Origin of the sequence: Neisseria animaloris (assembly GCF_900637855.1) — a bacterium.
GTDB lineage: Bacteria > Pseudomonadota > Gammaproteobacteria > Burkholderiales > Neisseriaceae > Neisseria > Neisseria animaloris.
In genome coordinates this window covers 1,268,956-1,293,609 of record NZ_LR134440.1, presented here as the reverse complement: position 1 = coordinate 1,293,609, position 24,654 = coordinate 1,268,956, and the positions used below count along the sequence as shown (strand labels likewise).

Below are 24,654 nucleotides of genomic sequence, written 5' to 3'. Positions count from 1 at the left end.
TTCGTTTGGAGGCCGTCTGAAATCTTTTCAGACGGCCTCGGTTATAATACCCGCATGAACTACCACCACATCGCGCTCAACATCCCCATTTCAGACGGTCTCTTCACCTACGGCCACCCGACCGCCTTGCCCAAAGGCTGTCGGGTGGTGGTGCCGTTTCGCGGCAAGCCTGTTGTCGGCGTGGTGTGGGCGAACGGGGTAACGCCGGAGATTGACGCGGCAAAAATCCTGCCGGTTCAGACGGCCTTTACCGGCGAGCCGCTGTTTTACGAAAGCTGGTGCAAGCTGCTGGCGTTCACTTCGCGCTATTACCATTATCCGCTCGGGCAGGCCGTGTTTACCGCGCTGCCATTGGGTTTGAAAGAAGCCAAGCCCGTAGAAACACCGCAGCCGCCGCAGTTTTATGCTTTGAACGATGCAGGCAAAGCGCAAACTCCGCCGCCGGAGCGTTTCCACAAAAAACATGCCTTGTGGCAGGCTTTGTTTTCAGACGGCCTCAGCATGGCGGCCTTGAAACACATCCACAACCAAGCGCCTAAGCTGTTGCAAGAATGGATGGAAAACGGCTGGATACGCACCGCTCAAGCCGCCGCGCCCGTGCTGAGGCCGTCTGAACACCAATTAAACGCTGAGCAGCAAGCCGCCGCGCAAGCGATTCAGACGGCCTCCGATACCTTCAAACCTTTCCTGCTCTACGGCATTACCGGCAGCGGCAAAACCGAAGTCTATTTCGACGTGATGGCCAAAGTGCTGGCAGCGGGCAGGCAAGTGCTGTTTCTGCTGCCCGAAATCAACCTTACGCCGCAACTGCTCAAGCGCGTGGAAGCCCGTTTTGCCGACGTGCCGGCCGCCGTGCTGCACAGCCAAACCGCGGCAGGCAAGCGCACGCAAGACTATCTGCGCGCCATGCTCGGGCAGGCCAAACTGATTATCGGCACGCGGCTGGCCGTGTTCACCCCGCTGCCCGATTTGGGCTTGGTGGTGGTGGACGAAGAGCACGATTCCTCGTTCAAACAAGACAACGAACTGCGCTACCACGCCCGCGATTTGGCCGTTTGGCGTGCACAGCAAAGCAGTTGCCCCATCGTGCTCGGCAGCGCCACCCCCAGTTTGCAAAGCTGGCACAAAGCGCAAACCGGCGCGTACCAACTGCTGGAGCTGACCGAACGCGCCCATTCCGCCGCCCAACTGCCGCAAGTCGACATCTTAGACGTACGCCGCCTGCCGCTCGACAACGGCTTCTCGCCGCAAGCCCTGAAACTGCTCAAAACCAACCACGAACAAGGCGGCATGTCGCTGGTGTATCTCAACCGCCGCGGCTTCGCGCCAGCCCTGTTTTGCGGCGACTGCGGCCACACCTTCGGCTGCCCGCGCTGCTCCGCCAAAATGGTGCTGCACCAACGCGCCCGCCAACTGCGCTGCCACCATTGCGATTTCAGACGGCCCGTACCCTACAAATGCCCCGAATGCGGCAACCAAGACCTTACCGCCGTTGGCCACGGCACCCAGCGCGTCGAAGAAACCCTGCGCAACTTCATCCCGCAAGCCAAAATCGCCCGCGTCGACCGCGACAGCACCGCCCACAAAAACGACTGGGCCGATTTATACCGACGCATCGCCGCCAACGACATCGACATCCTCGTCGGCACCCAAATGCTCGCCAAAGGCCACGACTTCGCACGGCTGAACCTCGTGATCGTATTAAACGCCGACGGCAGCCTCTATAGTGCCGACTTCCGCGCCCCCGAAAGACTGTTTGCCGAACTGATACAGGTTTCCGGCCGGGCAGGGCGCGCCGAAGCCGCCGGCAAAGTGCTGATCCAAACCCAACTGCCCGAACACCCCGTATTCGCCGCCGTAAAGGCACAAAATTACCGCATCTTCGCCGAAAACGAGTTAAGTGAACGGCAAACATTCAATATGCCGCCCTTCGGTTTTCAGACGGCCATCCGCGCCGATGCCGTCAAAATCAACGAAGCCGTGCAGTTTCTCAACGACATCCAAGCCGTTACCCAACCGCTGCTGCCCGAAACCGTATCCGCCTTCGGCCCCGTGCCCATGCTGATGGCGCGGCTGGCCGAACGCGAACGCGCACAAGTGTTTTTAGAATCCGCTTCCCGCAAAGACCTGCACCACGCCGTGAGCCTGTGGGTGCAGGTGTTGCAGCAGTACCGCGACGGCAAGGTAAGATGGTCGGTGGATATCGACCCGCAAGAGATGTGAAGAGGCCGTCTGAAAATGATTTTTCAGACGGCCTTTAAGGTTATGAATGGTTAGCTTTCGGCAGAAAATTCGGGAAAAGCTTCTTTAAACCATGCTTGGAATTCAGGGGTGTGGCGGATGTTGTCCAATCCGCCGTCTTGTTCAATATGTTCTTTGTTGAGGAAATGATTTGAACGTTGTGCAAGGCGTAATTGTTTTATTGCTTCGGCTGTATTTCCTTCCAAGGCAAACAGGCAGGCATGGTTATAGGCAAAGTTTTCTTGATGTTGAGGATATTTATTTAAGAATCCATCAATCAAATTGCGGGCTTGTTGCAATTTGATTTGTGCTTCGGCAGGTTGATTGTCTTTTAAAATATGGAGTTCATGTAGTAAAGCGCTTAACCAGTTATAGGCGGCTTCATGCATGTCAGGCTTGATAGTCAATGCTTGCCGGTATTTTTCTCCTGCGTCGCTCCATTTTTCCAAGGCTGTCGCGGTGTCGCCCTGTGTGGCCAAAACCTGCGCTTCGTCAGCTAAGGCCTTTCCCCAGTTATCGGCGACTTCGTGTATGTCAGGCTCAATAGCCAATGCTTGTTGGAATTTTACTCCTGCGTCACGCCATTTTTCCAATGCCGTTACGGTATAGCCCTGTATAGCCAAAGCCTGTGCTTCTTCAGCTAAAGCACTTCCCCAGTTATTGGCTGCTGGATAAAAGTCATTTTTAATTTGTAATGCCAATCCGTATTTTTCTCCTGCACTTTGCCATTTATCGAATGCTGCCGAAGTTTGATTTTGTATGTATAAATTTCGTGCTTCCATACATAAGGCACGTCCCCAATTATAGGCAGCAATATATTTTCTAGGATTGGAGCGTAATGTTTCTTGGTGGTACTGTTCGACTTTCGGGAGCCAATAATTCTGTTGTTTGCGATTACCTTTTTCGTATAAATAACAAGCGTGAAATCCTGCGTTGAAGTTGGCTTGTTCATCTCTGCTATCTTGTAGAAGAACAGCTTGCCAAGCATAAAGAGCGTTTTCATTATCTTGATAATTTTGGCTTCTTTTCGCTTGATCTGAAAGCAAAATAGCTTGAGCGCGTAGTTGTTCGATAAGGGGAATTTCTTCATTTTTAGACAATTGTTTTGCTTTTTCAATGCTGCTTGTTTGTGCTTCCTGATTTTGTTCTTTGGGGTTCCATTGCTTCATTTCTGCAATGTCTTGAGTATATTTTTCAGCGCTGTCGTGATGTTCTTTGATTTTTTCTACATATTCTTTAGCTTGTTCTAGGTCTTGTTCTAATTGACGTTTTTCTTTTTTATAAAGTAAGAGTGGAATGGCAACGCCTATGGCTGCAATAACAATGCCTGCGACGGCGAAGACTATGGTAATAAAGGTCATCCACCAGTTGAGGTTTTGTTGCTGGTTATCCATAACCTGCATACGCAATGCTGAAATATTGTCTTGCAACATTTCAGCTTGCGAGGCAGTCAGATTGTTTATTTTAGGTTGTTCATCTGTTGCGGTTTCCGATGTTTTTGTTATGGGAGAGTTGCTTGCAGTCGTTTGTTTCGGCTCGGCTAATGTATCGGCAGCTGCGGAAAAGGCAAACGGCAAACTGAGTATCAAAGCTGAGAGGAAGGATCGAAAAAAGCGGTTGTTCATCGGCGTGTCCTAATTGATAGCGTGTTGATTATAATGGGTCAAACCGTAAATGGATACTTCCCGCATATCCGGAAAAAGGCAGTTGTTCGTAACCTTGAGGCCGTCTGAAAAGCGGCAAACAAAAAAGACTGCCGAAGCAGTCTTTTTTGTTATTCTTCCGCCGATTAGCGTTTGAACATGTTGCCGAATTTTTGGTTGAATTTGTCCACACGACCGGTGGTGTCGACGATTTTTTGTTGGCCGGTGTAGAAGGGGTGGCACTCGGAGCAAACCTCGATAGTGAAGTTTTCTTTAGCCATAGAAGATTTGGTAACGAATTTGTTGCCGCAAGAGCAGGTAACGTTTACGTCGTGATATTCTGGGTGAACGCCTTGTTTCATTTTGATTTCCTTTTAGGTTGCGGGCATAGGGATTGTGCCTATGCTTCAAGAGTCAAGTCGGGCATTATGGCAAGAACTTGTTGTTTTGGCAAGTTTTGCGTGGCCGGATAAGTATTCAGACGGCCTGAAATGATACAGGCCGTCTGAAAAGGAGAGATTATGGTTGGCGGGCTTTAACGGATAACGCCGCATGCCATTCTGTGGCCGCCGCCGCCCAAGGGTGCCGGATGGTCGTGATGGTTGTCGCCGCCTTCATGAATCATTAAAGAGAGCCCGCGCAGGTCTTCGATGTTTTTAATCCGCGGTGCCAATACGGGCTGGGTGGCTTTGCCGTCAGCGGTTACGGTTAGAACGGGCAGGTCTCCCAAGTGGCCGCTGTCGTCCCACGGGCCTTTATGTGCGCCTGTGTGGGCGGGATCCCAATGGCCGCCGGCTCCGTGGCCTTCGGTTAGTTTGCCTTTATGCATGGCAGGGGCGCAACTGGGTTTTTCATGAACGTGGAAGCCGTGGATGCCTTGCGTTAAACCGCGTAGATTGGGTGTGAAAACCGCTCCGTATTTGTTTTGGGTGATGCGGATTTCGCCGATGGGTTTGTTGCCGGTTTTCGCGTTGAGTAGGGATATTGGAACGACGATTTCAGATTGTGCGTATACGGTGGCAGACAAACAGCATATCAATGCCAATAATGTTTTTTTCATTTTATAAACCTCTTGAATGTGTGTTTGGCAATATAAAGAATTTTACAGGAAATATATAAAAATATATTGACATTTATATATCGACGTCATCATTTAAATCAATCAACCGCGCCGCCAAGTCGTACCGCCTGCGCCGTCTTCCAAAATAATGTTTTCGGCGTTGAGCAAATCGCGGATGCGGTCGGATTCGGCCCAGTTTTTCTCGGTACGCGCTTGTTTGCGCTGTTCAATCAGGCTTTCGATTTCTTCGTTGGAGAGGCCGTCTGAAACGCTGCCGCCCTGCAAAAATTCCTGTGGATCGCGTTGCAGCAAACCGATAATGCTGCCGAGTGCTTTCAGGCAGCCCGCCAGTTCGTTGCTGTTGGTTTTGTTGACTTCGTTGGCCAATTCAAACAACACGGCTATCGCTTCTACGGTGCCGAAGTCGTCGTTCATGGCGGCGAAGAAACGGCGGGTGTAGTCGTTGGCGTTTTCGTTTACGGCAAACTCGGCAGGCGGCGTGTTTTTCAGGGCGGTGTACAGGCGGGTTAACGCGCCTTTGGCATCGTTCAAATGGGCATCGGAATAGTTCAAGGGGCTGCGGTAGTGGGCGCGTAAAATAAAGAAACGCACCACTTCGGCATCGTATTTTTCCAACACTTCACGGATGGTAAAGAAGTTGCCCAGCGATTTGGACATTTTCTCGTTATCCACGCGGATAAAACCGTTGTGCAGCCAATATTTCACATGGCTTTCAATCGCTTTGTCGCCCGAACGGTTGTGGCCGCAACTGCCGCCGCGCGCGCCGCAGCTTTGGGCGATTTCGTTTTCATGGTGCGGAAACTGTAAATCCGCGCCGCCGCCGTGAATATCGAAGGTGTCGCCGAATAATTCTTCGCTCATGGCCGAGCATTCGATATGCCAACCCGGCCGGCCTTGCCCCCACGGGCTTTCCCATGCCGGTTCGCCGGGCTTGGCAGCTTTCCACAACACGAAGTCCAGCGGATCGCGCTTGAAGCCGTCTACTTCCACGCGTTCACCTGCCCGTAAATCGTCCAGCGATTTGCCAGAAAGCTGGCCGTATGCGGCAAATTCGCGCACGGCATAGTAAACGTCGCCGTTGTCGGCGGCATAGGCTTTGCCATTGTCGATCAAACGTTGAATCATGGCTAGCATCTGCTGCACATGCTCGGTGGCTTTCGGTTCCAGATCGGGGCGGATCACGCCTAAAGCCGCCGCATCTTCATTCATGGCTTGGATAAAACGTTCGGTAAGCTCGCCAATGGTTTCGCCGTTTTCCGCAGCGCGGGCAATGATTTTATCGTCGATGTCGGTAATGTTACGCACATAGGTGAGAGGGTAACCCTGAACACGCAACCAACGGGCAACCATATCGAACACCACCATCACGCGGGCATGACCCAAGTGGCAGTAGTCGTAAACGGTCATACCGCAGACATACATGCGCACGTTTTTCGGGTCGATGGGGATGAATTCTTCTTTTTGGCGGGTGAGGGTGTTGTAAATGGTTAGCATGGGTTTGCTCTTTTTTTGTTCAATCTATTGGTAAAAATCGGATTATATCGATAAGTGGAGGCTTATATTTATTTTCAAGATGTTTTTTCAGACGGCCTCATCACTCAATATCTGCTCTTTCTTCAGAAAATCTGTCGGTTCTTTCGAATGGTAAAACGCCCGAGTTATTTTTTCAAAAATTCACCGAGTCTGCGTTCCCGAAGCCAATGTTTCTTGTTACCTTTGCCGCCGATAAATGCACCGCCGCGGTTCGTGTTTGGCCAATTCCGCCCAGCATTTGGAAATAGGCGGATAAAACTCACTGCCGGGTATGGTTTTATTGCACTTAACCATATCTGCTCAAGCCAGTTTTTCGGGTTTGGCCGGCCGTGAGGTGCTGCCTGTCGCCGGTGGATTCACACGGCCTCGTTGTGCTTTATTCGGCTTTAAATACCGAAGTATCGGTTTGTTGTTCTGCCGCAGTTTCAACCGCTTGGTTTTGTTTGGCCGCTTCTTCGGCTTCGGCTGCCAAGCGTTTTTTCTCGTTCAGGTAGGTGTTGATCTGGTACACCAAATCCTGCGTGCCTTGGCGGGACAATGCGCTGATTTTAAACAGGCGCGGAGTGGTCATGTCGAAGTCGAATCTGTCGTCGGGGGCGGGGTGGTTCCAGCCGATTTGTTTTAAAAATTCGGCGGCGCGCTCTTCGGCTTCTTCTTCGCTCAATATATCGAGTTTGTTCAGCACCAGCCAGCGCGGTTTGTCGTAGAGTTCTTCGTCGTATTTGCGCAGTTCTTCCACAATCGCCAAGGCTTCTTCGGCGGGGTTGACGCTTTCGTCGAACGGTGCCAAGTCCACCACATGCAGCAGCAGGCCGGTGCGGGAGAGGTGTTTCAGGAAGCGGTGTCCCAAGCCCGCGCCTTCGGCGGCACCTTCAATGAGGCCGGGAATGTCGGCCATGACGAAGCTGTTGTTTTCGTCCATACGCACCACGCCCAAGTTCGGGTGCAGGGTGGTAAACGGGTAGTTGGCGATTTTGGGGCGGGCGGCGGAAACGGCGGAAATCAGGGTGGATTTACCGACGTTCGGCATGCCGAGCAAGCCTACGTCGGCCAATACTTTCAGCTCGAGCTGCAGGCTGCGGGCTTCGCCTTCTTCGCCCGGGGTGGCTTGTTTGGGGGCGCGGTTGACCGATGATTTGAAATGGATGTTGCCCAATCCGCCTTTGCCGCCGCGGGCGAGGCATACTTTTTGGCCGTGGTGGGTGAGGTCGGCGATGATTTCGTCGGTGTCGATGTCGCGGATCAGCGTGCCGACGGGCATGTGCAGTTCGATGTCGTCCGCACCTTTGCCGTAGCGGTCGGAACCGTGGCCTTTTTCGCCGTTTTTGGCTTGGTAGCGTTTGACGAAACGGTATTCGACAAGGGTGTTGACGTTTTCGTCGGCCACGGCAAATACGCTGCCGCCTTTACCGCCGTCGCCGCCGTCGGGGCCGCCGCGCGGTACGAATTTTTCGCGGCGGAAGCTGACGGCTCCGTTACCTCCTTTGCCGGCAACTACTTCGATTTTTGCTTCGTCAATAAATTTCATGGTGTTCTCTGGATGGATTTCAGACGGCCTTCAACAGACAGGCCGTCTGAAAAAGTATTCAATGGATTGATATTATAAAGGATGTGTCAAGAGGCCGTCTGAAAATCTGTTTCAGACGGCCTCTTCCGCATGAAGCAAGGCTACTATTTGCTTTTTTCGCCGCAGCCGTAAGCCTGCGTAATGCGGTCGATGATAATCGCCAGAATCACGATGGCGGCACCCGCTTCGACGCCTTGGCCGATGTTGAGCGTTTGTACGGCTTGCAGCACATATTCGCCCAGCCCGCGCGCGCCGATCATGGAGGCCAGCACCACCATGCCGAGCGACATCATCACGGCTTGGTTTACGCCGGCCATGATGCTGGGCTTGGCTTGCGGCAGCAGCACCCATTTCAGCAGCTGCCAGCGGTTGCTGCCGAATGCGATGGCGGCTTCAATCATTTGCGGGCTGACTTGGCGGATGCCGAGGGCGGTAAGGCGGATAAGCGGGGCGAGGGCATAGACTACAGTGGCGAACAGCGCGGGCACTTTGCCGATGCCGAACAGCATCAGCACCGGAATCAGATACACAAAACTCGGCATGGTCTGCATCACGTCGAGTGCGGGCGAGAGCAGCTTGTAGAGGCGCGGGCGGTAGGCGGTGAAGATGCCCACGGGGATGCCGATGATCACGGTGAGCAATACCGATGCGGCCAGCAGCGCGAGCGTCTGCATCAACGCCGACCACAGGCCGAACGAGCCGATTACGTAGAAACCGCCGATGCACAAAGCGGCAAACCACCATTTGCGCGTGGCGTGCCAGCCGACTGCGCCGGTGAGCAGCAGCACCAACCACGCGGGCATGGCTTGAAGCAGGCGTTCGAGCGGCAGCAGCAGTGCGAGTGTGGCATCGCTGGCTTGGCGCAAAGTGTCGCCGTGGTTTTGCACGGTTTGCTTGAGTGTGCGGTTGAGGCCGTCTGAAACCGACCATACGCGGAAAATGCCGTTACTCTCGGCCGATTGAATATCGAGTTTGGCTTTCAGACGGCCTGCGGCTTCTTCGGAAACCCATTGCTGCCATACTTCGGGGTACTGCTGCAAAAACAGCTTGGCTTGGGCTTCGCCGCTGCGTTTGTTTTCCGACATTTCGAGAATGGTGCGGTTGAGCATATCCGGCTCGAATTGCAGCCGTTCGATCATGGCGGCGAGTTCGGGGTGGGCCGTCTGAAACGGGGTGGACACGGCAACGGCGAGCTTGGAAACGGGAAAGCCCGATACGCATTGATTGCTGCTGTCGGCTTGCAGCAGGGTTGCCCAGCAGGTGGCATTGTGTTCGGGAAAGTCCAGCGGCTCGAAACGGTATTTCGCCATCAGGCCGGTGGGCTGCCAATAATAAAATAAGATCGGTTTTTTCTGCTCGTAGGCAGACGAAATGGCAGCATCCAAAGCCGCGCCGGTGCCGGGGCGGACGTTGTTGAAGTTGCGGTTGAGGCCGGTGGTGTCGAGCAGACGGGTGTTGAAGACTTCACATGTCCATCCGGTAGGGCAGTTGAGAAAGCGTGCCTTTTGCGGCGATTCGGGGTCGGGGAACAAATCTTTGAAGCGGGGCAGGTCGGCCATGCTCTTTAAATCGGGGTGTGCCTGTTTCACATAATCCGGCACATACCAGCCCTGCTGCGCCCCGCCTTTGAGCGTGTCGCCGATAACGGCGGCTTTCTTTTCATCGACGGCTTTCTGCATCACCGGCGAACGGCCGACCCATTGTTCGGCAATAATCTGAATGTCGTTTTGCGCCAGCGCGGTTTCCAAAGCGGTGGTGGTGCCGGGCACGCTTTCGGTGGCACAGCCGTAGCCGTCGCGCAAGATGGTGTTTAAGACGGCGGTGGTGAACTGCCCGCTTTCCCAATCGAGTGCGCCGAGCTTAACGGGATTGTCGGGAGCACAAGCCGCGGCAAACGGGCTGGCGGCAAGTAATAAGGTGAACAAAAGGGGCTTGAAAAAAGACATCAGCTGAGCTTTCGGGTGGCTAAAGGCGGGGTTGGCAGCGAGCGGTATGGCGTGGCGGTATCGATTCGGCTTTCGGGTTCTAGGCCACATTGCGCGAATAGGGCGGCAGAAGTGGAATAATGTGATGAATCCATGATGGTTTTCAAGATATTAATACAGATAGCCGGCTTTGCAAAACTTATTCAGGCCGTCTGAAAACAGCCGCAGGCCAATCGGTGCTGCGGAAAAGCGTTGTACAGAAGTCTCCGCCCGATAAAAAAGCCGTCTTTTTCTATGGCGGTTACGCCCGTTGCAAAAACGCCATTCCCGGCAAACGGGTTGATTTTGATTGAAGCAGCTGTGCCGTGTTAGGTTCGGTTAAACAGGCGTTTTATGGTGCCGACGAGTGTACAATCCGCAATGCTATAGTCAATCAACTTAACTTTACTACGGCGTTGCTGCACCTTAGCTTAAAAAGAACGATTGTGTAAGCCGCTGAAGCGGCAACAGAATCGGTTCCGTACTGCTTGTACTGTCTGCGGCTTGCTGCCTTGTATTAAAATTAAGTTGATTGACTATATACCAACAACCGAAAGGCTTGATATGAAAACTTGGATTGCTTTATCCGCATCAACTCTGGTTCTGATGACAGGCTGTTTTGCATCGCCTGCCAAACCGCAACCCGAAGCAGCCCGCGCCATCCGGTGTAACCCTTAAAAGGGTGTGGATGCTGTCCGGTTTGGAAGGTTTTACCCGCCAACAGCTGGTTGCCGCCCGCGCTGAAATGGATTTGCGCACACTTCCCCGCGTCAATGCCTATATGGGTTGCAATCGCTTAATGCTGAGTGCCGGTTCCGTTACCGACCAGCAGATTTCATTCGGCAATGTGGCCTCAACCCGTATGTATTGCGATAAAAATATGGCATTGGAACAAGCTTTTGCGGAGCGCATCGCAGGCACTTTCACTTACCGTATCGAAGGGCACAAACTGGTGTTGCGCGATGCTTCGGGCAGGGAGATACACTTTGTTGCCCAAGATTGGGATTAACCGTTGCCTATGATTGTTCAACACCGTTCAATCTGTGCAGTAAAGGCCGTCTGAAAAACATTTTTTCAGACGGCCTTTAGTTATCTGCCCGTTAAGCGGCTTCTACATCAAACCCGCTGTGGCGCAGTAAGGCATCGATTTGCGGTTCGCGGCCGCGGAAGGCTTTGAACGATTCCATCGCGCTGCGCGAACCGCCCACGGCGAGGATTTCCATCCAAAAGCGTTTGCCGGTGGCTTTGATGTCGTCGCTTTCTTCAAAAGCGGCGTAGGCATCGGCCGACAGCACTTCCGCCCATGCGTAGCTGTAATAGCCTGCCGAATAGCCGCCCGCAAAGATATGGCTGAAGCTGTTGGCAAAGCGGTTGTAGGCAGGCGGTTGGATAACGGCCACTTCTTTACGCACGCTTTCCAACACCTGCGCCCAGTTTTTCAGACGGCCTTCGTCGCTTTCACTGTAAATCAGCATGTCGAACAGGGCAAATTCCATTTGGCGCACGAGGAACATGCCGCGCTGGAAGTTTTTCGCTGCCACCATTTTGTCGAACAATTCGCGCGGCAGGGCGGCACCGTTGTCTTCGTGCGACGACATTTCCGCCAGCACGTCGTATTCCCACGCAAAGTTTTCCATAAACTGGCTCGGCAGCTCCACCGCATCCCATTCTACGCCGTTGATGCCGGATACGCCCAGTTCGTCAACCTGAGTGAGCAGGTGGTGCAGGCCGTGGCCGGTTTCGTGGTAGAGCGTGATGATTTCGTCGTGGCTTAAGCGTGATTCTTTGCCGTTAACGGGCGGAGTGAAGTTGCACACCAAATAGGCAACGGGTGTTTGCGTTTGGCCGATGCGGTTGCCGGAAATGAAACGGCGGCGGCCGCGGTAGTCGTTCATCCAAGCTCCGCCGCGCTTGCCTTCGCGGGCAAACAAGTCCATATATACGCCGCCGATGATCGAGCCGCCTTTTTCCAGCTCGAAATAACGCACGTCGGCGTGCCACACGGGTACGGTTTTTTCAATGAAGTTCACGCCGTACAAACGGTTGATCTGGGCAAACAAACCGGCCAGCACTTTGCTTACCGGAAAGTATTTTTTCACTTCGGTTTCGCTGAACGAATATTTGGCCTGACGCAGTTTTTCGCTGGCATAGGTCAAATCCCAAGATTGCGGTTCGGTAATGCCCAAGGTTTCGCGGGCAAACGCCTGCACTTCGGCCAAGTCTTTCTCGGCAAAGGGTTTGGCGCGGCGTGCCAAGTCGTGCAGGAAGTCCAGCACCTGCTGCGGGGTGTCGGCCATTTTGGTGGCGAGCGACAATTCGGCGAAATTGGCAAAGCCCAGCAGTTTGGCTTCCTGCAAAGCGATTTCCAAGCGGCGGCCGATGTTGGCGGTGTTGTCGAACTTGCCTTCGTCGCTCAACTCGCTGGCGCGGGTAACGTAGGCTTGATAGATTTTTTCGCGCAGTTCGCGGTTGTCGGCATACTGCATCACGGCGATGTAGTGCGGCATTTGCAGGCCGATTTTGTAGCCTTCCTTACCTTCGGCTTGGGCTGCGGCGGCAAACATGGCCATTGCGTCTTCGGGCAGGCCGGAGAGTTCGCTGTCGTTATCGAAATAAAGCGCGAAGGCATCGGTGGCATCGAGCACGTTTTGCGAGAACTGCGCGCCGAGTTGTGCGCCTTCGGTTTGCAGCGCGGCAAACTCGGCCTGCTGTTCGGGCGGCAGTTCGGCACCGCTCAATACGAAGTCGCGCAGGTCGTGATCGAGTTTGGTTTGCTGGGCGGCATCGAGTTTGGCAAATTCGGGCGAATTTTTGATGGCTTTAAAACGCTCGTAGAGTTCGATGTCTTGGCCGATTTCGGTAAAAAATACGGTTACTTCGGGCATCAATTCGTTGTACACGGCACGCAGTTCGGGCGTGTCGACCACCGAATTCAGGTGCGCCACCACGCCCCAAATGCGGCCGACGCGTTCGGTAATGTCGGTAAGCTGCTCGACGGTGTTGTTCCAAGTGATGTCGCTTTGGGCTTTGACGGCGGCGATTTGGGCGCGTGCTTCGCTCATGGCGGTTTCCATCGCGGGGCGGATATCGGCGGTTTGGATGTCGTGATAACGCGGCTCGTCGGCAAGGTTCAGTAATACGTTGCTCATGTTTTTCCTTATTAGGTGTTTTCAGACGGCCTTTTCAAAGCGGGCGGCCGTCTGAATAAAAACGGGTAAGAAAAGAAATCAAACGGGGTTTATATAGTGCCGGATGCGGTAAATTCAAAGCCCGTTTGATGTTAAGACGGTTGACTTAGGGCAATATAACAAAAATCATACCGGCAGGGGCGGCCGGATTCATTGTTATTGTTAAACCGAGTTATTAAAACCGCAAATGCAAAAAAGCCCATCGGCATGGAAACTTTTGAAAAAGCATGCACTTCAGATGTGCTTGGCTGTATCAGTTTGCTTCGCTATCTTCCTTGAATGGTATAGAATAGCTCTATAACAAACCGCTACTAACTATAACTATGGAAATATCATCCGATACCGTCCGCACAGCCATGCAGCTCAAGCTGATTGCCCATCCTCAGCGGTTGGCTATTGTGAAGCTGCTGTTGGAAAGCGAGCATAGTGCAGGAGAAATTGCCCAAGCAACGGGCATTCACGTAACCACCGTATCCAACCATTTGAACAAAATGCGTAGCAACGGAGTAGTTGATTTCACCCGCTACCACCGTGTGATGCAATACCGGCTTACTTCACCACTGATTGCTGCCGTACTCCGTGCCGTACAGGAAAACAGTGGTCATAAGGAGGCCGTCTGAAAACTATTTGGAAACAGACAAAACATATCATGAAAATTGCCACTTGGAACGTAAATTCCCTCAATGTGCGCCTGCCGCAAGTGCAAGACTGGCTGCAACAGCACAACCCCGACATTCTGGTATTGCAGGAACTGAAACTCGATCAAGACAAATACCCCGCCGCCGTTTTCCAAATGGGCGGCTGGCATACCGTATGGAGCGGCCAAAAAACCTATAACGGTGTGGCCATCATCAGTAAAACCGAACCGCAAGACGTACACACCGGCCTGCCTGCGCTGCCCGACGACCCGCAGCGGCGCGTGATTGCCGCCACTATCGGTGGCGTGCGCGTGATTAATGTATATTGCGTGAACGGCGAAGCACCCGACAGCCCGAAATTTCAATATAAAGAACAATGGTTTGCCGCGTTAACCGAATTTGTGCGCGATGAGATGAGCCGCTACGAAAAGCTGGTGTTGCTGGGTGATTTCAATATCGCTCCAGCCGATTTGGATTGCTACGACTCCGAAAAATGGCGCGAAAAAATCCATTGCACCAGTATCGAACGTTCGTGGTTCCAAAACCTGCTCGATCTGGGTTTAACCGACAGCCTGCGCCACCGCTATCCGCAAGAAGTGATGTACACATGGTGGGATTACCGCGGCGCGATGTTCCAACGCAAACAGGGTTTGCGTATCGACCACCTGCTGATCACCCCCGCCTTGCGCGATGCCCTGCAAGACGTGCAGGTGGATTTGGAAACCCGTGCACAAGAACGCCCCAGCGACCATGCACCGGTGTGGGCGAAGTTTGCCGTTTGAGCCACATTAGCCCGAGTGCCCGATGGCATGAGGCCGTCTGAAAACTTTCAGACGGCCCCGACTTCGCCCTTATGCTTACACCATTGCTTAAATCCTTTTTCATAACAAGACTTAAGGTTAAAAAAATGTACTCACGATTCTTAAAACCCAAATTCTTTTTCAACCTCATGTTGGGGGTGGCCGCCGTTCCTGCCGCCGCACACGCCGCTCAGTGCACGAATGCCGGCTTGGACGTAGTGGTGCTCGGTTCGGGTGGTCCTGAGCTAAGCGACAAACGAGCGTCTACCGGCTATCTGGTGCGCGAAAACGGCAAAGCCCGTTTCATTATCGACTTCGGCGCAGGTTCGTCGCTCAACTTCGAGCGGGCGGGCGGCGACATTAAAGACTTGGAAGCTTTGCTGTTTACCCATTTCCACGTTGACCATTCCAACGATTTGCCCGCATTGGTCAAAGCCTCCTTTTTCTCAGGCCGCAACCGCGACTTACCGGTCTACGGACCCACCGGGAACCACACTATCCCGACCACGCCGTTATTCGTAGAGCGGCAGTTTGGCGAAAAAGGCGTTTATCCTTATTTGTCGGATTTCCTCACAGGAGAAGCGGCTTTCGCCCTGAAACCGATAGCCGTTAACGCCGATAAAAAACAGCCCAAACTGTTTGAAACCAAACTCGGCGGTTTTACCTTGAAAGCGATTCCCGTAGAACACGGCCTGCTGCCTTCTTTAGGCTGGCGTATCGAGAAAAACGGCTGCTCAGTAACCGTGTCGGGTGATACCAGCAACATCGGTAAAACTTTGGATGTGCTGGCGAAAAATACGGATATTTTCATCGCCCACAATGCCGTACCGGAAAGCAGTACCGACCGTGTTGCCGTCAAACTGCATATGATACCTTCCGAAATCGGCAGGATTGCCCAACAAACCGGCAGCCGCAGTGTGGTGCTTACACATTTCATGCGCCGTACCGAAAATGTGAAACCGGCAACATCCGCAGCTATCCGCAAAACCTATCAGGGTAAGCTGGCATTTGCGGAAGATTGTGATATTTACTCCCTGAAAAGCGGTACTAAGACGGGAAGTTGCAAGAAGTAATATAAAGACCGAGGCCGTCTGAAAAGTATATTGAGCTTATGTTCAGACGGCCTGAAGTTAGTTGTCATTGAAATGCTGTTATTTCTGGAATACTGAAAAGTTTTGGCGCCGTAAGCTTATATAAAAATCCCAAGCCCTGTTTCAAGGCTTGGGATTTTTGCTTGCCGAGATGTTTACAGTGAATAATACATTTCAAATTCCAGCGGATGCGGTGCCATGCGGATGCGTTTCACGTCTTCCGATTTAAACGCGATGTAGCTCTCGATCCAGTCTTTACTGAACACACCGCCGCGCAACAGAAATTCGTGGTCGGCTTTCAATGCCTCCAAAGCTTCTTCGAGCGAAGCGCACACGGTCGGCACCAATGCGTCTTCTTCAGGCGGCAGGTCGTAGAGGTTTTTATCGGCCGGGTCGCCCGGATGGATTTTGTTTTGAATGCCGTCCAAACCTGCCATCAGCAAGGCGGCGAAGCACAAATAGGGGTTGGCGGTCGGGTCGGGGAAGCGCGCTTCGATGCGGCGGGCTTTGCTGCTGTTTACCGACGGAATGCGGATGGAAGCAGAACGGTTTTTGGCAGAATAAGCCAGCTTGGTCGGCGCTTCGAAGTGCGGCACCAAACGCTTGTAGGAATTGGTGGAGGGGTTGGTAATCGCATTCAGGGCTTTGGCATGTTTGATGATGCCGCCGATGTAATACAGGGCGGTGTCGGACAAACCGGCATAACCGTCGCCTGCAAACAGGTTTTGGCCGTCTTTCCAAATGGATTGGTGAACGTGCATGCCGCTGCCGTTGTCGCCCATCAGCGGTTTGGGCATAAAGGTGGCGGTTTTGCCGAAGTTGTGGGCGACGTTGAGAATGACGTATTTCATGTTTTGCGTCCAGTCGGCGCGTTTCAGCAGGGTACTGAATTTGGTGCCGATTTCCATTTGCGTGCCGGTGCCGACTTCGGAGTGGTGCACTTCAACGGGGATGCCGATTTCTTCGAGCACGTTTACCATGGCCGAACGCAGGTCTTGGCCGGCATCTACGGGGGCAACGGGGGCGTAGCCGCCTTTCACGAAGGGGCGGTGGCCGGTGTTTTGGCCGTCGAAGTGTTTGCCGCTGCTCCATGCGCCGCTTTCGGAAGTGATTTCGAAACGCGCTTTGTGCATGTGGGTTTCAAATTCAATGCCGTCGAACACGAAAAATTCAGGCTCGGGGCCGAAGAACGCGGTATCGCCGATGCCTGAAGATTTCAGGTAGGCTTCGGCGCGGCGGGCGATGGAGCGCGGGTCGCGGTCGTAGCCTTGACCGTTGGCAGGGTCGATTACGTCGCAGGTCAAAACGAGGGTGGCATCGTCGTAGAAAGGGTCGATGTAGGCGGTGGATGCGTCGGGGCGCAGCTGCATGTCGGAAGCCTGTATACCTTTCCAGCCGCCGATAGACGAGCCGTCGAAAGCTTGGCCGTTTTCAAACCATTCTTCGGGGTCGTCCAAAACAACGCGCGAGGGAATCGTGAAGTGGTGCTGTTTGCCTTTGGTATCGGTAAAGCGCAAATCAACGAAACGTATTTCGTTTTCTTCAATCAGTTTGACAACATCTTTAACAGACATATAAAGCTCCTGCTGGGGAATAGGGAAGATGAAAACGTGCCGGATTTGGAGTGCGCGGAGCGCAAATCGGGTATGGGCGTATTGTGCCATAAGCAAGCCTGAAAAAGGCGGCGGCGTAAAAATAAATCTGCCTTGCCGCGGTTTCGGCGAGGTGTTTTTCAGACGGCCTAGGACGGTTAAATATAAGTTTAGCGGGTATAGATTGTCAACAATTTGTAAGGTTTTGCAGCACAAGCGATACGGATGCGGCAGGGTGTGGGTTTCACTATATAATACGGCGGTTATTCCACAGCAGGTTTTTATGATGAACAGCACCAAACCCCGTTATGCCGTGTTCGGCAACCCGATTGCACACAGCAAGTCGCCGCAAATCCATCAGCAGTTTGCCGCTCAGGAAGGCGTGCAGATTGAATACGAACGCATTTTGGCCGAACCGGGTGCGTTTGCCGAGGCGGCGGCACGTTTTTTTGCCGAAGGCGGGCAGGGGGCGAATGTAACCGTGCCGTTTAAAACCGATGCTTACGATTGGGTGGACGAGCATTCCGAACGGGCGCAGGCGGCGGAGGCGGTGAATACGGTTATTCCGTTGGGCGGCGGGCGTTTTCGCGGCGACAACACCGACGGTGCAGGCTTGGTCAACGATATTCTTCAGGCGCAGGGCGTGGAGATTGCGGGCAAGCGGATTCTGATTTTGGGTGCGGGCGGAGCCGTGCGTGGCGTGATTCCCGTGCTGTTGGCGCAGCAGCCCGCCGCCGTTACCGTTGCCAACCGCACACCGGCCAAAGCGGAAGAGCTGGCGGCGCGTTTCGGTATTCAGACGGCCCCGTTGGATGCTTTGCCGCATCATCATTTCGATATCGTTATCAACGGCACGTCGGGCGGTTTGAGTGGCAGCATTCCCGATGTAGAGGCAGGCGTGTTCGGCGCGTGCGAATTGGCCTACGATATGGTGTACGGCGAAGGTGCGCAGGCGTTTCTGGATTTCGCCCGCCGTTCGGGTGCGCAGAAAACGGCCGACGGCTTGGGCATGTTGGTGGGGCAGGCCGCGTGTGCTTATGCCTTGTGGCGGGGTTTCGAGCCGGACATCAAGCCCGTTATCCGATATATGAAAGAGGCCGTCTGAAATGATTAAATGGCTGATTGCACTGCCTTTTGCCGCCTTTATTCTGTTTAACGCCTATGTGTACGGCAACATCATTACCTACCGCGCCGTGGCACCGCACAAAACCGCGTTTATGAGCATGCGCATGAGCGATTTCCGCGATAAGGGCAAAGACGTGGAACTGGATTACCGTTGGGTGCCTTACGACCAAATTTCCATCAATCTCAAAAAAGCCCTGATTGCCTCGGAAGATGCCAAATTTGCCGCCCACGGCGGTTTTGATTGGAGCGGCATCCGCAACGCCATCAAACGCAACCAGCGCAGCGGCAGAATCCGCGGCGGCGGTTCGACCATCAGCCAGCAGTTGGCTAAGAACCTGTTTTTAAACGAAAACCGCAGCTACTGGCGCAAGGCGGAAGAAGCGGCGATTACGGCGATGATGGAAGCGACCACCGACAAAGACCGCATTTTCGAGCTGTATTTGAACTCCATCGAATGGGGTTACGGCATTTTCGGGGCGGAAGCCGCGTCGCAGCACTTTTATAAAAAACCGGCAGCCAAGCTGACCAAGCAGCAGGCCGCGCAACTGGCCGCGCGTGTGCCGCGCCCGCTGTATTACGCCGAAAACCCGCGCGACAGAGGACTGCGTGCGAAGACGAACATTATTTTGCGGCGCATGGGTTCGGCGGAGTTGCCGGATACGGATTAGCAGAACCATTGATGAGCATAAAACCGGCAAGAGGCCGTCTGAAAAGGGTTTCAGACGGCCTCTTACTTTCATTATCAGGCTTTATACGTAAGGTTGCAGTGTTTTTCTTAAAATTTCCATATCGGTAATTTCAGTAATGTTTGCTTCGCCCAAACGGTTTAAACCGACAAAACGCATAACGCCGCTGCTGACTTTTTTGTCGTGCTGCATATGGGCAATCCATTTTTCAAAGTCGAAGCGGGGCGGAGCAACCGGCAATTCCGCTTTTTCGAGTAATGTGGCAATGCGCTCGGTATCTTTACTTTTCAGACGACCTAATTGTTCCGAAAGACGGCAGGCCAATACCATGCCTGCGGCAACTGCCTCGCCGTGCAGCCATACGCCATAGCCCATTTCTGCTTCAATGGCATGGCCGAAAGTGTGCCCCAGATTCAGCCAGGCGCGTATGCCTTGCTCGGTTTCGTCTTGGGCAACGATGTCGGCTTTCATGCGGCAGCAATGATAAACGGCTTCGGTTAAGACAGCCTGATCCTGCCGCATCAGGGCGGTTATGTTTTGTTCCAGCCATTCAAGAAAATCAAGATCGCCGAGTGCTCCGTATTTGACAACTTCGGCCATGCCGGCTGAAAGCTCACGGCGGGGAAGGGTACCAAGGGTGCTTAAGTCTGCAAGTACAGCCTGAGGTTGGTAAAACGCACCAATCATGTTTTTGCCGAGCGGATGGTTGATGGCCGTTTTGCCGCCGACAGAAGAATCGACTTGGCTGAGTAGAGTGGTTGGGATTTGAATAAAAGGGGTCCCGCGTTGATAAGTTGCGGCGGCAAAGCCGACCATGTCACCGATCACGCCGCCGCCTAAGGCGATCAGGGTGGTTTTCCGTTCGGCGCGGTTTTGCATCAAACCGTCAAAAATCAGATTGAGTGTTTGCCAATCTTTATATCGTTCTCCATCGGGCAGAACAATGCTGAAGTGCGGGATGCCGAGCTTGTCCAAGGCTGTCTGAAGCGTATGCAGATATAACGGAGCAATGGTTTCATTGGTTACAATTGCTGCTTTTTTTCCTATGTAGGGCCGGAGTAGGGTGTCGGTTTGTGCAAGTAGGTTTTCGCCGATGAAAATAGGGTATTGATGGGAAGGTGTTTCAACAGTTAGTGTGCGCATTTATAGCTCCGTATACATGGTTTCAGACGGCCATTAGTAATGGATATGTTATCGACAAAGGTGTTCTGCATTTTGTTGTACAACAGATAAACCACATGATTTATATGCCCCTATATTTGGGCCGGTCCGGGTATTCCTTAACCGATATAGCAGGTGGATATTGCGAATAAAAAAGAGTTATCGTTTTTTAAACCGTTATTTATTGTGTATTTGGCACAGTTGGCAGTTATTTTAAACTGCGTTTGTATTGGGTATTTTTATTTAAACTCTCAATTTATCCGTTTTAATATCAACATTTTTAATATAAGCAGGCCGTCTGAAACAAGATGAATTATGTTTTCAGACGGCTCCTGAGAGTTTTTAAGCATACCGTCGGGCGGTACCTATTTTTGTGACAACAGTTGTAGTAATTTTTCTACGGTTTTATGGCAGTTTTGGTGAGTTGGTTCAATCACAATGTCAGCAACAGAGCGGTAAACGCCGTCTCGGAGATTGTATAATTCTTGCAATTTAACCAATGGATCTTCTACTTGTAGCAAGGGGCGGTTGTTGTCATGACGTGTACGCTCCAGCAGAATTTCGGGACGAGCATGTAGATAAATAACTGTTCCGCGTGTACATAGTTTGCTGCGATTCTCCTCACGCATTACCGCCCCGCCGCCTGTAGCCAAAACAATATTGTTTAACGCAGTCAGCTCATCAATAACAGCGGCTTCGCGTTCACGGAAACCGTCTTCTCCTTCCAATTCAAAAATAGTTGGAATAGATACACCGGTACGCTTACAGATTTCTTGATCACTATCGTAAAAAGGGCGACCTAAAGCTTGGGCAGTATATTTGCCTAAAGTCGTCTTCCCCGCTCCCATCAAGCCGATAAAAAATAAATTGCCTGCTATGTTCTCCATAGCAGGCATTTTAAACGAAAACTTACACAAAGTGTTTGCTTACGTACGGTTTATATTTAGTAGCGCAAGTTGCTGCCGACATTATCCATAATGCGCGGCGTAATGAAGATCAGCAATTCGCGACGAGCTTCATTGCGAACACGTGATTTGAACAAATTGCCTACCACAGGAATATCACCCAACAGAGGAACTTTGCTTACGGTATTGCCGTTTTCTTCCTCATAAATACCACCAACGATCAACGTACCGCCATCTTCAACCATAGCTTGGGTTTGCAGTTGTTTGGTATTGATACACTTAGTGGTTGTGCCGCTTGCTACGCAATCGGTGGGGCTGTCTTTATTAATTTTGACAGACATAATTACCTGACCGTCAGGAGTAATGTTGGGTGTAACTGTTAAACCCAATACAGCCTTTTTAAAGGTAATTGATGTTGCACCGCTGGAAGTGGCTTCTTCATAAGGAATCTCTGTACCAGATTCAATAATTGCTTCCTTACGGTCTTGAGTCAATACACGCGGATTGGAAATAACTTTACCTTTACTTTGCTCTTGCATAGCTTGTAATTCCAGTCCCAATGCACCTGATGAGATTGCACGTACCAAAGCAATGCTTGAAGTGGCGGATGCCAAAGGCAAGTTAACATTGGGGTTCAGTATAAATGGATCCAGTGTAGGGCGGGTTTGGGAGCCACTTAAAGCCGAGTTAGCCAACGTGTTGTTATTTTTTGCTTTAGTGTTTAAGTTATTAATAGCATTAGCCCAGTCGGAACCTATGCTGCTTCTGCCATTGATACCTTGATAGCCAAACTTCACACCTAAGCTGCGAGAAAAACCGTCGTTAGCTTCAACAATACGGGCTTCCACCATGACTTGGCGTGTTGGGACATCCAATTCGTCAATGAGTTTTTGGAATTTTTGAATAACTCCCCGGTTATCAGAAATAATTAACGTGTTTGTAGCAGGATCAATTAAGGCGCTACCACGACTGCTCAACATAGAGTTACGGCTATCGCCATTTCCACCATTTTCGTCTAAACGAAGGATTTTGCGGAATTCCTCTACATTTTTGTATTTCAACTGGAAGGTTTGTGAAAATAATGGACCTAAGTCATCAATTTCTTTTTGTGCTTGCAAAGTTGCCTTATCTTTAGCCAACAGCTCATCGCGCGGAGCAACATTAATGATATTACCTTGGCGGCGCATATCAAGATTACGAGCTTGAAGAACCAAATCCAAGGCTTGATCCCAAGGTACATCTTTTAGAGATAAGGTCATTCTTCCATTAACGGTGTCGCTGGCCACAATATTTAACCCAGATTCTTTCGCAAGAATTTGCAGGATAGTACGTACCTCAATATCTTGGAAGTCTAAAGAAACTTTCTTGCCGTTAAATGACTTATTACTATTTTTGTTCAAACCCAAAGCACTAACATTGCTTTTGGGGTTAATCTCGAAGCTGAATCGACCTGATCCCGTTTTGGTACGTACTTCCCAACTGCCATTGTTTTTAATTACCAGCTGAGTATCGTTTCCAATACGCTTCATAGTAATGTTACGTACAGGTGTATTGAAGTCGGTTACATCTAAAGCACGCTGTGCTTGCGTAGGCAAAGGATAATTTTTAAGGGTAACAATAATACGGTCACTTTGCTGTTTGACTTCAGGTTCTCCTGTAAAGGATGGCGCACTTAGCTCTACAACACCTGAATTGCGTGGACCCTTACGGAAGTCGATGTTTGCCGACGTAGTAAGTTGCTCCAATGGCACTTTGGAAGCAGTCTTACGAGTATGACTAGATGCAGCAACATAATCGGTTTTGTTTGATGTGGGGTGTGCAACAGAATTATTTGCTTTAGAAGCTTCATTCACATACACCCACACCTCATTGCCTTTAATCTCGGTGCTGTATTGGCCAGTTTTATTTAATCCGAGCACAATACGACTGCGATTATTATTTTGTGCAGTAGTAATTTGATTTAGCAATGGATCGGCATATTCCAAAACTGGTTGGGGTAGTTGAAGGTTCGTGCCGCTGAAATCCAAAGCGATGCGGGGAGGTGCATTGGTAATGAAACCTCGAGGGAGGGCAGCCCCCTCATCAAATTTGATTTTGATGATTTTTTGGTTGCCAGGCAAAGTGGAAACATGGATATCGGTAATATTGCCTGCAAAAGCTGCCTGAACAGCAAATCCTACGCCGATGGCGGAAAGAACTTTTTTTACATTGTATAATTTCATAATGTGATGCCCCTTTATTATTTATTGTTTTGAACTGTTGCGGTATTCTTTTCTGATCCGCTGCTCAATGGTAATTCAGTTTTTCGGTAAGTCCAGTTGCCGTAGCTATCTTCTACAACTTCTGTCAGCAAAATCTTATCGGGTACTATTGACTGGATATGCCCAAAGTTCTGTCCAATATAGTTACCCACATGAACGGTGTAAACATGACCGTTTGCTTCTACATATCCGGAAGTTTGGTTATCTTTCTTTAACATTCCAACATATTTCAGATTTTCCAAGCTAAAACCCTCAAGTACTTCTTTGGGCCGATCCATATTGGGTGCATTTGCGCCTTGTTGAGCATTGTTAAGGCGTTTGTTGTCGAAAGCGTTTAATCCGGTATGAGCAGGTGGTGTATAGGGTTTCGGTGGATTGATTACTGGTTCTTCAAAAGGAATTATCTTCGCTTTTGCTTGCTGTTGGGTTTCTTGCGTCCAAGTTTTCAAGTCTTCATGGGCAGGTGTGCAGGCGGCTAGAGCCAATATGCCTGCGAGTAATATTTTGTTTTTCATAATGCATCTCTCAGGAATTATTGGTTGCTTTGTGCTTTTTCGGCCGCAGTGGCTGCCGCAATTTCTGCTTCTACTTCTTCCACCGGGCGGGCTTTATAGGTATTTGCAGTGGCACTAAACGTCAACTGGTTGCTATTTTTATCATCTTTGTGGCCGATTTTTAGAGACTCTAGGGTAATGATACGAGAAAGAGCTCCTACGTCACGGGCAAATTGGCTAATTTGATTATATTTGCCTGTGATAGAAATTTCATAAGGTAAAACTTGAATTGGCCCTTCATTCATTGATGCTTGTGGTGTTACGCTATCCATACGTAAGCCATTTGTAGCCCCTGCTTGATGTAGTTCCTGTATCAGATTGGGAATTTCAGCATCTGTTGGTAATTGTTTTAACAAAACGTTGAATGAGGAGCGGATAGCACTTAATTCAGCCTTCAAGTTATCCAAATTTGCCGCTTCAATACTCTTCTTTGTATAAGTATCTTTTAGTTCGATTTCTTTATTTTGAACCGAATCTAATGTTTCAATTTGCATACGAAAGAGGGCGAAATAACTAATTGCCAAAATACCAACAATGGTTAGGCCAGCTAAAGTGAGTTTGGCGGGTGTACTTAATAAATGTAAAGTATGTACATCAATATCTTTTAATTTTTTTACTGACATA

General features: G+C 51.1%; 20 protein-coding genes. 7 read left to right on the top strand and 13 right to left on the bottom strand.

Annotated elements, in window-relative coordinates:
* The first annotated feature begins 54 nt into the window (after positions 1-54).
* A complete protein-coding gene (locus EL216_RS05970; RefSeq protein WP_085389141.1) occupies positions 55-2,223 on the top strand; it encodes a primosomal protein N' in 2,169 nt (722 codons plus the stop codon).
* A 50-nt stretch (positions 2,224-2,273) separates the two neighbouring features.
* Here EL216_RS05970 and EL216_RS05965 read toward each other — a convergent pair whose 3' ends face one another.
* The 6 genes from EL216_RS05965 to EL216_RS05940 all read right to left on the bottom strand — a co-directional run bounded on the left by EL216_RS05965 (position 2,274) and on the right by EL216_RS05940 (position 10,011).
* Positions 2,274-3,866, bottom strand: a complete 1,593-nt coding sequence (locus tag EL216_RS05965) for a YtxH domain-containing protein (protein WP_085389142.1) — start codon at positions 3,864-3,866, stop codon at positions 2,274-2,276.
* Between the two features lie 164 nt (positions 3,867-4,030).
* On the bottom strand, positions 4,031-4,246 hold the full coding sequence (gene rpmE, locus EL216_RS05960; RefSeq protein ID WP_085389143.1) for a 50S ribosomal protein L31: 216 nt from the start codon (positions 4,244-4,246) through the stop codon (positions 4,031-4,033).
* A gap of 173 nt (positions 4,247-4,419) precedes the next feature.
* Positions 4,420-4,944 (bottom strand): superoxide dismutase family protein, encoded by a 525-nt coding sequence (sodC, locus tag EL216_RS05955; RefSeq protein WP_085389144.1) that lies wholly within the window; start codon positions 4,942-4,944, stop codon positions 4,420-4,422.
* Between the two features lie 102 nt (positions 4,945-5,046).
* Positions 5,047-6,459, bottom strand: a complete 1,413-nt coding sequence (cysS, locus tag EL216_RS05950) for a cysteine--tRNA ligase (RefSeq protein WP_085389145.1) — start codon at positions 6,457-6,459, stop codon at positions 5,047-5,049.
* 415 nt (positions 6,460-6,874) lie between these two features.
* Positions 6,875-8,026 carry a GTPase ObgE gene (obgE, locus tag EL216_RS05945; protein ID WP_085389146.1) on the bottom strand — a complete coding sequence of 384 codons (1,152 nt, stop codon included), beginning with the start codon at positions 8,024-8,026 and terminating at the stop codon, positions 6,875-6,877.
* Between the two features lie 143 nt (positions 8,027-8,169).
* Positions 8,170-10,011: a glycine betaine ABC transporter substrate-binding protein gene (locus tag EL216_RS05940; protein WP_085389147.1), complete on the bottom strand. Its 1,842-nt coding sequence runs from the start codon at positions 10,009-10,011 to the stop codon at positions 8,170-8,172.
* A gap of 637 nt (positions 10,012-10,648) precedes the next feature.
* On the opposite strand from EL216_RS05940, the gene EL216_RS05935 reads away from it, so the two are divergent.
* Entirely contained in the window at positions 10,649-11,038 is a 390-nt protein-coding gene (locus tag EL216_RS05935; protein ID WP_126300844.1) for an META domain-containing protein, read from the top strand.
* A gap of 91 nt (positions 11,039-11,129) precedes the next feature.
* Here EL216_RS05935 and EL216_RS05930 read toward each other — a convergent pair whose 3' ends face one another.
* Complete coding sequence (locus EL216_RS05930; RefSeq protein WP_085389149.1) at positions 11,130-13,178, bottom strand: M3 family metallopeptidase; 2,049 nt, start codon at positions 13,176-13,178, stop codon at positions 11,130-11,132.
* A 362-nt stretch (positions 13,179-13,540) separates the two neighbouring features.
* Between EL216_RS05930 and EL216_RS05925 the strand changes: the two genes are divergently transcribed.
* From EL216_RS05925 to EL216_RS05915, 3 genes are all read left to right on the top strand, one after another.
* Positions 13,541-13,837 carry an ArsR/SmtB family transcription factor gene (locus EL216_RS05925; protein WP_085389150.1) on the top strand — a complete coding sequence of 99 codons (297 nt, stop codon included), beginning with the start codon at positions 13,541-13,543 and terminating at the stop codon, positions 13,835-13,837.
* A gap of 29 nt (positions 13,838-13,866) precedes the next feature.
* Positions 13,867-14,637, top strand: coding sequence for an exodeoxyribonuclease III (xth, locus tag EL216_RS05920; RefSeq protein WP_085389151.1), 771 nt, complete (start codon positions 13,867-13,869; stop codon positions 14,635-14,637).
* A gap of 125 nt (positions 14,638-14,762) precedes the next feature.
* Positions 14,763-15,728, top strand: coding sequence for an MBL fold metallo-hydrolase (locus EL216_RS05915; RefSeq protein ID WP_197720416.1), 966 nt, complete (start codon positions 14,763-14,765; stop codon positions 15,726-15,728).
* Between the two features lie 173 nt (positions 15,729-15,901).
* On the opposite strand, the gene glnA is transcribed toward EL216_RS05915, so the two are convergent.
* Positions 15,902-17,320, bottom strand: coding sequence for a type I glutamate--ammonia ligase (gene glnA / locus EL216_RS05910; RefSeq protein ID WP_085389557.1), 1,419 nt, complete (start codon positions 17,318-17,320; stop codon positions 15,902-15,904).
* A gap of 301 nt (positions 17,321-17,621) precedes the next feature.
* On the opposite strand from glnA, the gene aroE reads away from it, so the two are divergent.
* Positions 17,622-18,443, top strand: coding sequence for a shikimate dehydrogenase (aroE, locus tag EL216_RS05905; RefSeq protein ID WP_085363331.1), 822 nt, complete (start codon positions 17,622-17,624; stop codon positions 18,441-18,443).
* 1 nt (position 18,444) lies between these two features.
* A complete protein-coding gene (gene mtgA / locus EL216_RS05900) occupies positions 18,445-19,131 on the top strand; it encodes a monofunctional biosynthetic peptidoglycan transglycosylase (protein WP_085389153.1) in 687 nt (228 codons plus the stop codon).
* Between the two features lie 81 nt (positions 19,132-19,212).
* Here mtgA and aroB read toward each other — a convergent pair whose 3' ends face one another.
* From aroB to EL216_RS05875, 5 genes are all read right to left on the bottom strand, one after another.
* Positions 19,213-20,292, bottom strand: a complete 1,080-nt coding sequence (aroB, locus tag EL216_RS05895; protein WP_085389154.1) for a 3-dehydroquinate synthase — start codon at positions 20,290-20,292, stop codon at positions 19,213-19,215.
* A gap of 383 nt (positions 20,293-20,675) precedes the next feature.
* On the bottom strand, positions 20,676-21,206 hold the full coding sequence (locus tag EL216_RS05890; protein WP_085389155.1) for a shikimate kinase: 531 nt from the start codon (positions 21,204-21,206) through the stop codon (positions 20,676-20,678).
* Between the two features lie 47 nt (positions 21,207-21,253).
* On the bottom strand, positions 21,254-23,437 hold the full coding sequence (pilQ, locus tag EL216_RS05885) for a type IV pilus secretin PilQ (RefSeq protein WP_085389156.1): 2,184 nt from the start codon (positions 23,435-23,437) through the stop codon (positions 21,254-21,256).
* Between the two features lie 17 nt (positions 23,438-23,454).
* The gene (locus tag EL216_RS05880) at positions 23,455-23,991 is read right to left on the bottom strand and encodes a pilus assembly protein PilP (protein WP_085389157.1); all 537 of its coding nucleotides are present in this window, start codon (positions 23,989-23,991) and stop codon (positions 23,455-23,457) included.
* A gap of 17 nt (positions 23,992-24,008) precedes the next feature.
* Complete coding sequence (locus EL216_RS05875) at positions 24,009-24,653, bottom strand: type IV pilus inner membrane component PilO (protein ID WP_085389158.1); 645 nt, start codon at positions 24,651-24,653, stop codon at positions 24,009-24,011.
* Position 24,654: the final 1 nt, after the last annotated feature.

Bases quoted from the DNA above. Each gene is read 5' to 3' on its own strand.
- EL216_RS05970 (WP_085389141.1), top strand. From the start codon at position 55: ATGAACTACCACCACATCGCGCTCAACATCCCCATTTCAGACGGTCTC.
- EL216_RS05965 (WP_085389142.1), bottom strand. From the start codon at position 3,866: ATGAACAACCGCTTTTTTCGATCCTTCCTCTCAGCTTTGATACTCAGT.
- rpmE (WP_085389143.1), bottom strand. From the start codon at position 4,246: ATGAAACAAGGCGTTCACCCAGAATATCACGACGTAAACGTTACCTGC.
- sodC (WP_085389144.1), bottom strand. From the start codon at position 4,944: ATGAAAAAAACATTATTGGCATTGATATGCTGTTTGTCTGCCACCGTA.
- cysS (WP_085389145.1), bottom strand. From the start codon at position 6,459: ATGCTAACCATTTACAACACCCTCACCCGCCAAAAAGAAGAATTCATC.
- obgE (WP_085389146.1), bottom strand. From the start codon at position 8,026: ATGAAATTTATTGACGAAGCAAAAATCGAAGTAGTTGCCGGCAAAGGA.
- EL216_RS05940 (WP_085389147.1), bottom strand. From the start codon at position 10,011: ATGTCTTTTTTCAAGCCCCTTTTGTTCACCTTATTACTTGCCGCCAGC.
- EL216_RS05930 (WP_085389149.1), bottom strand. From the start codon at position 13,178: ATGAGCAACGTATTACTGAACCTTGCCGACGAGCCGCGTTATCACGAC.
- EL216_RS05925 (WP_085389150.1), top strand. From the start codon at position 13,541: ATGGAAATATCATCCGATACCGTCCGCACAGCCATGCAGCTCAAGCTG.
- xth (WP_085389151.1), top strand. From the start codon at position 13,867: ATGAAAATTGCCACTTGGAACGTAAATTCCCTCAATGTGCGCCTGCCG.
- EL216_RS05915 (WP_197720416.1), top strand. From the start codon at position 14,763: ATGTACTCACGATTCTTAAAACCCAAATTCTTTTTCAACCTCATGTTG.
- glnA (WP_085389557.1), bottom strand. From the start codon at position 17,320: ATGTCTGTTAAAGATGTTGTCAAACTGATTGAAGAAAACGAAATACGT.
- aroE (WP_085363331.1), top strand. From the start codon at position 17,622: ATGATGAACAGCACCAAACCCCGTTATGCCGTGTTCGGCAACCCGATT.
- mtgA (WP_085389153.1), top strand. From the start codon at position 18,445: ATGATTAAATGGCTGATTGCACTGCCTTTTGCCGCCTTTATTCTGTTT.
- aroB (WP_085389154.1), bottom strand. From the start codon at position 20,292: ATGCGCACACTAACTGTTGAAACACCTTCCCATCAATACCCTATTTTC.
- EL216_RS05890 (WP_085389155.1), bottom strand. From the start codon at position 21,206: ATGCCTGCTATGGAGAACATAGCAGGCAATTTATTTTTTATCGGCTTG.
- pilQ (WP_085389156.1), bottom strand. From the start codon at position 23,437: ATGAAATTATACAATGTAAAAAAAGTTCTTTCCGCCATCGGCGTAGGA.
- EL216_RS05880 (WP_085389157.1), bottom strand. From the start codon at position 23,991: ATGAAAAACAAAATATTACTCGCAGGCATATTGGCTCTAGCCGCCTGC.
- EL216_RS05875 (WP_085389158.1), bottom strand. From the start codon at position 24,653: ATGTCAGTAAAAAAATTAAAAGATATTGATGTACATACTTTACATTTA.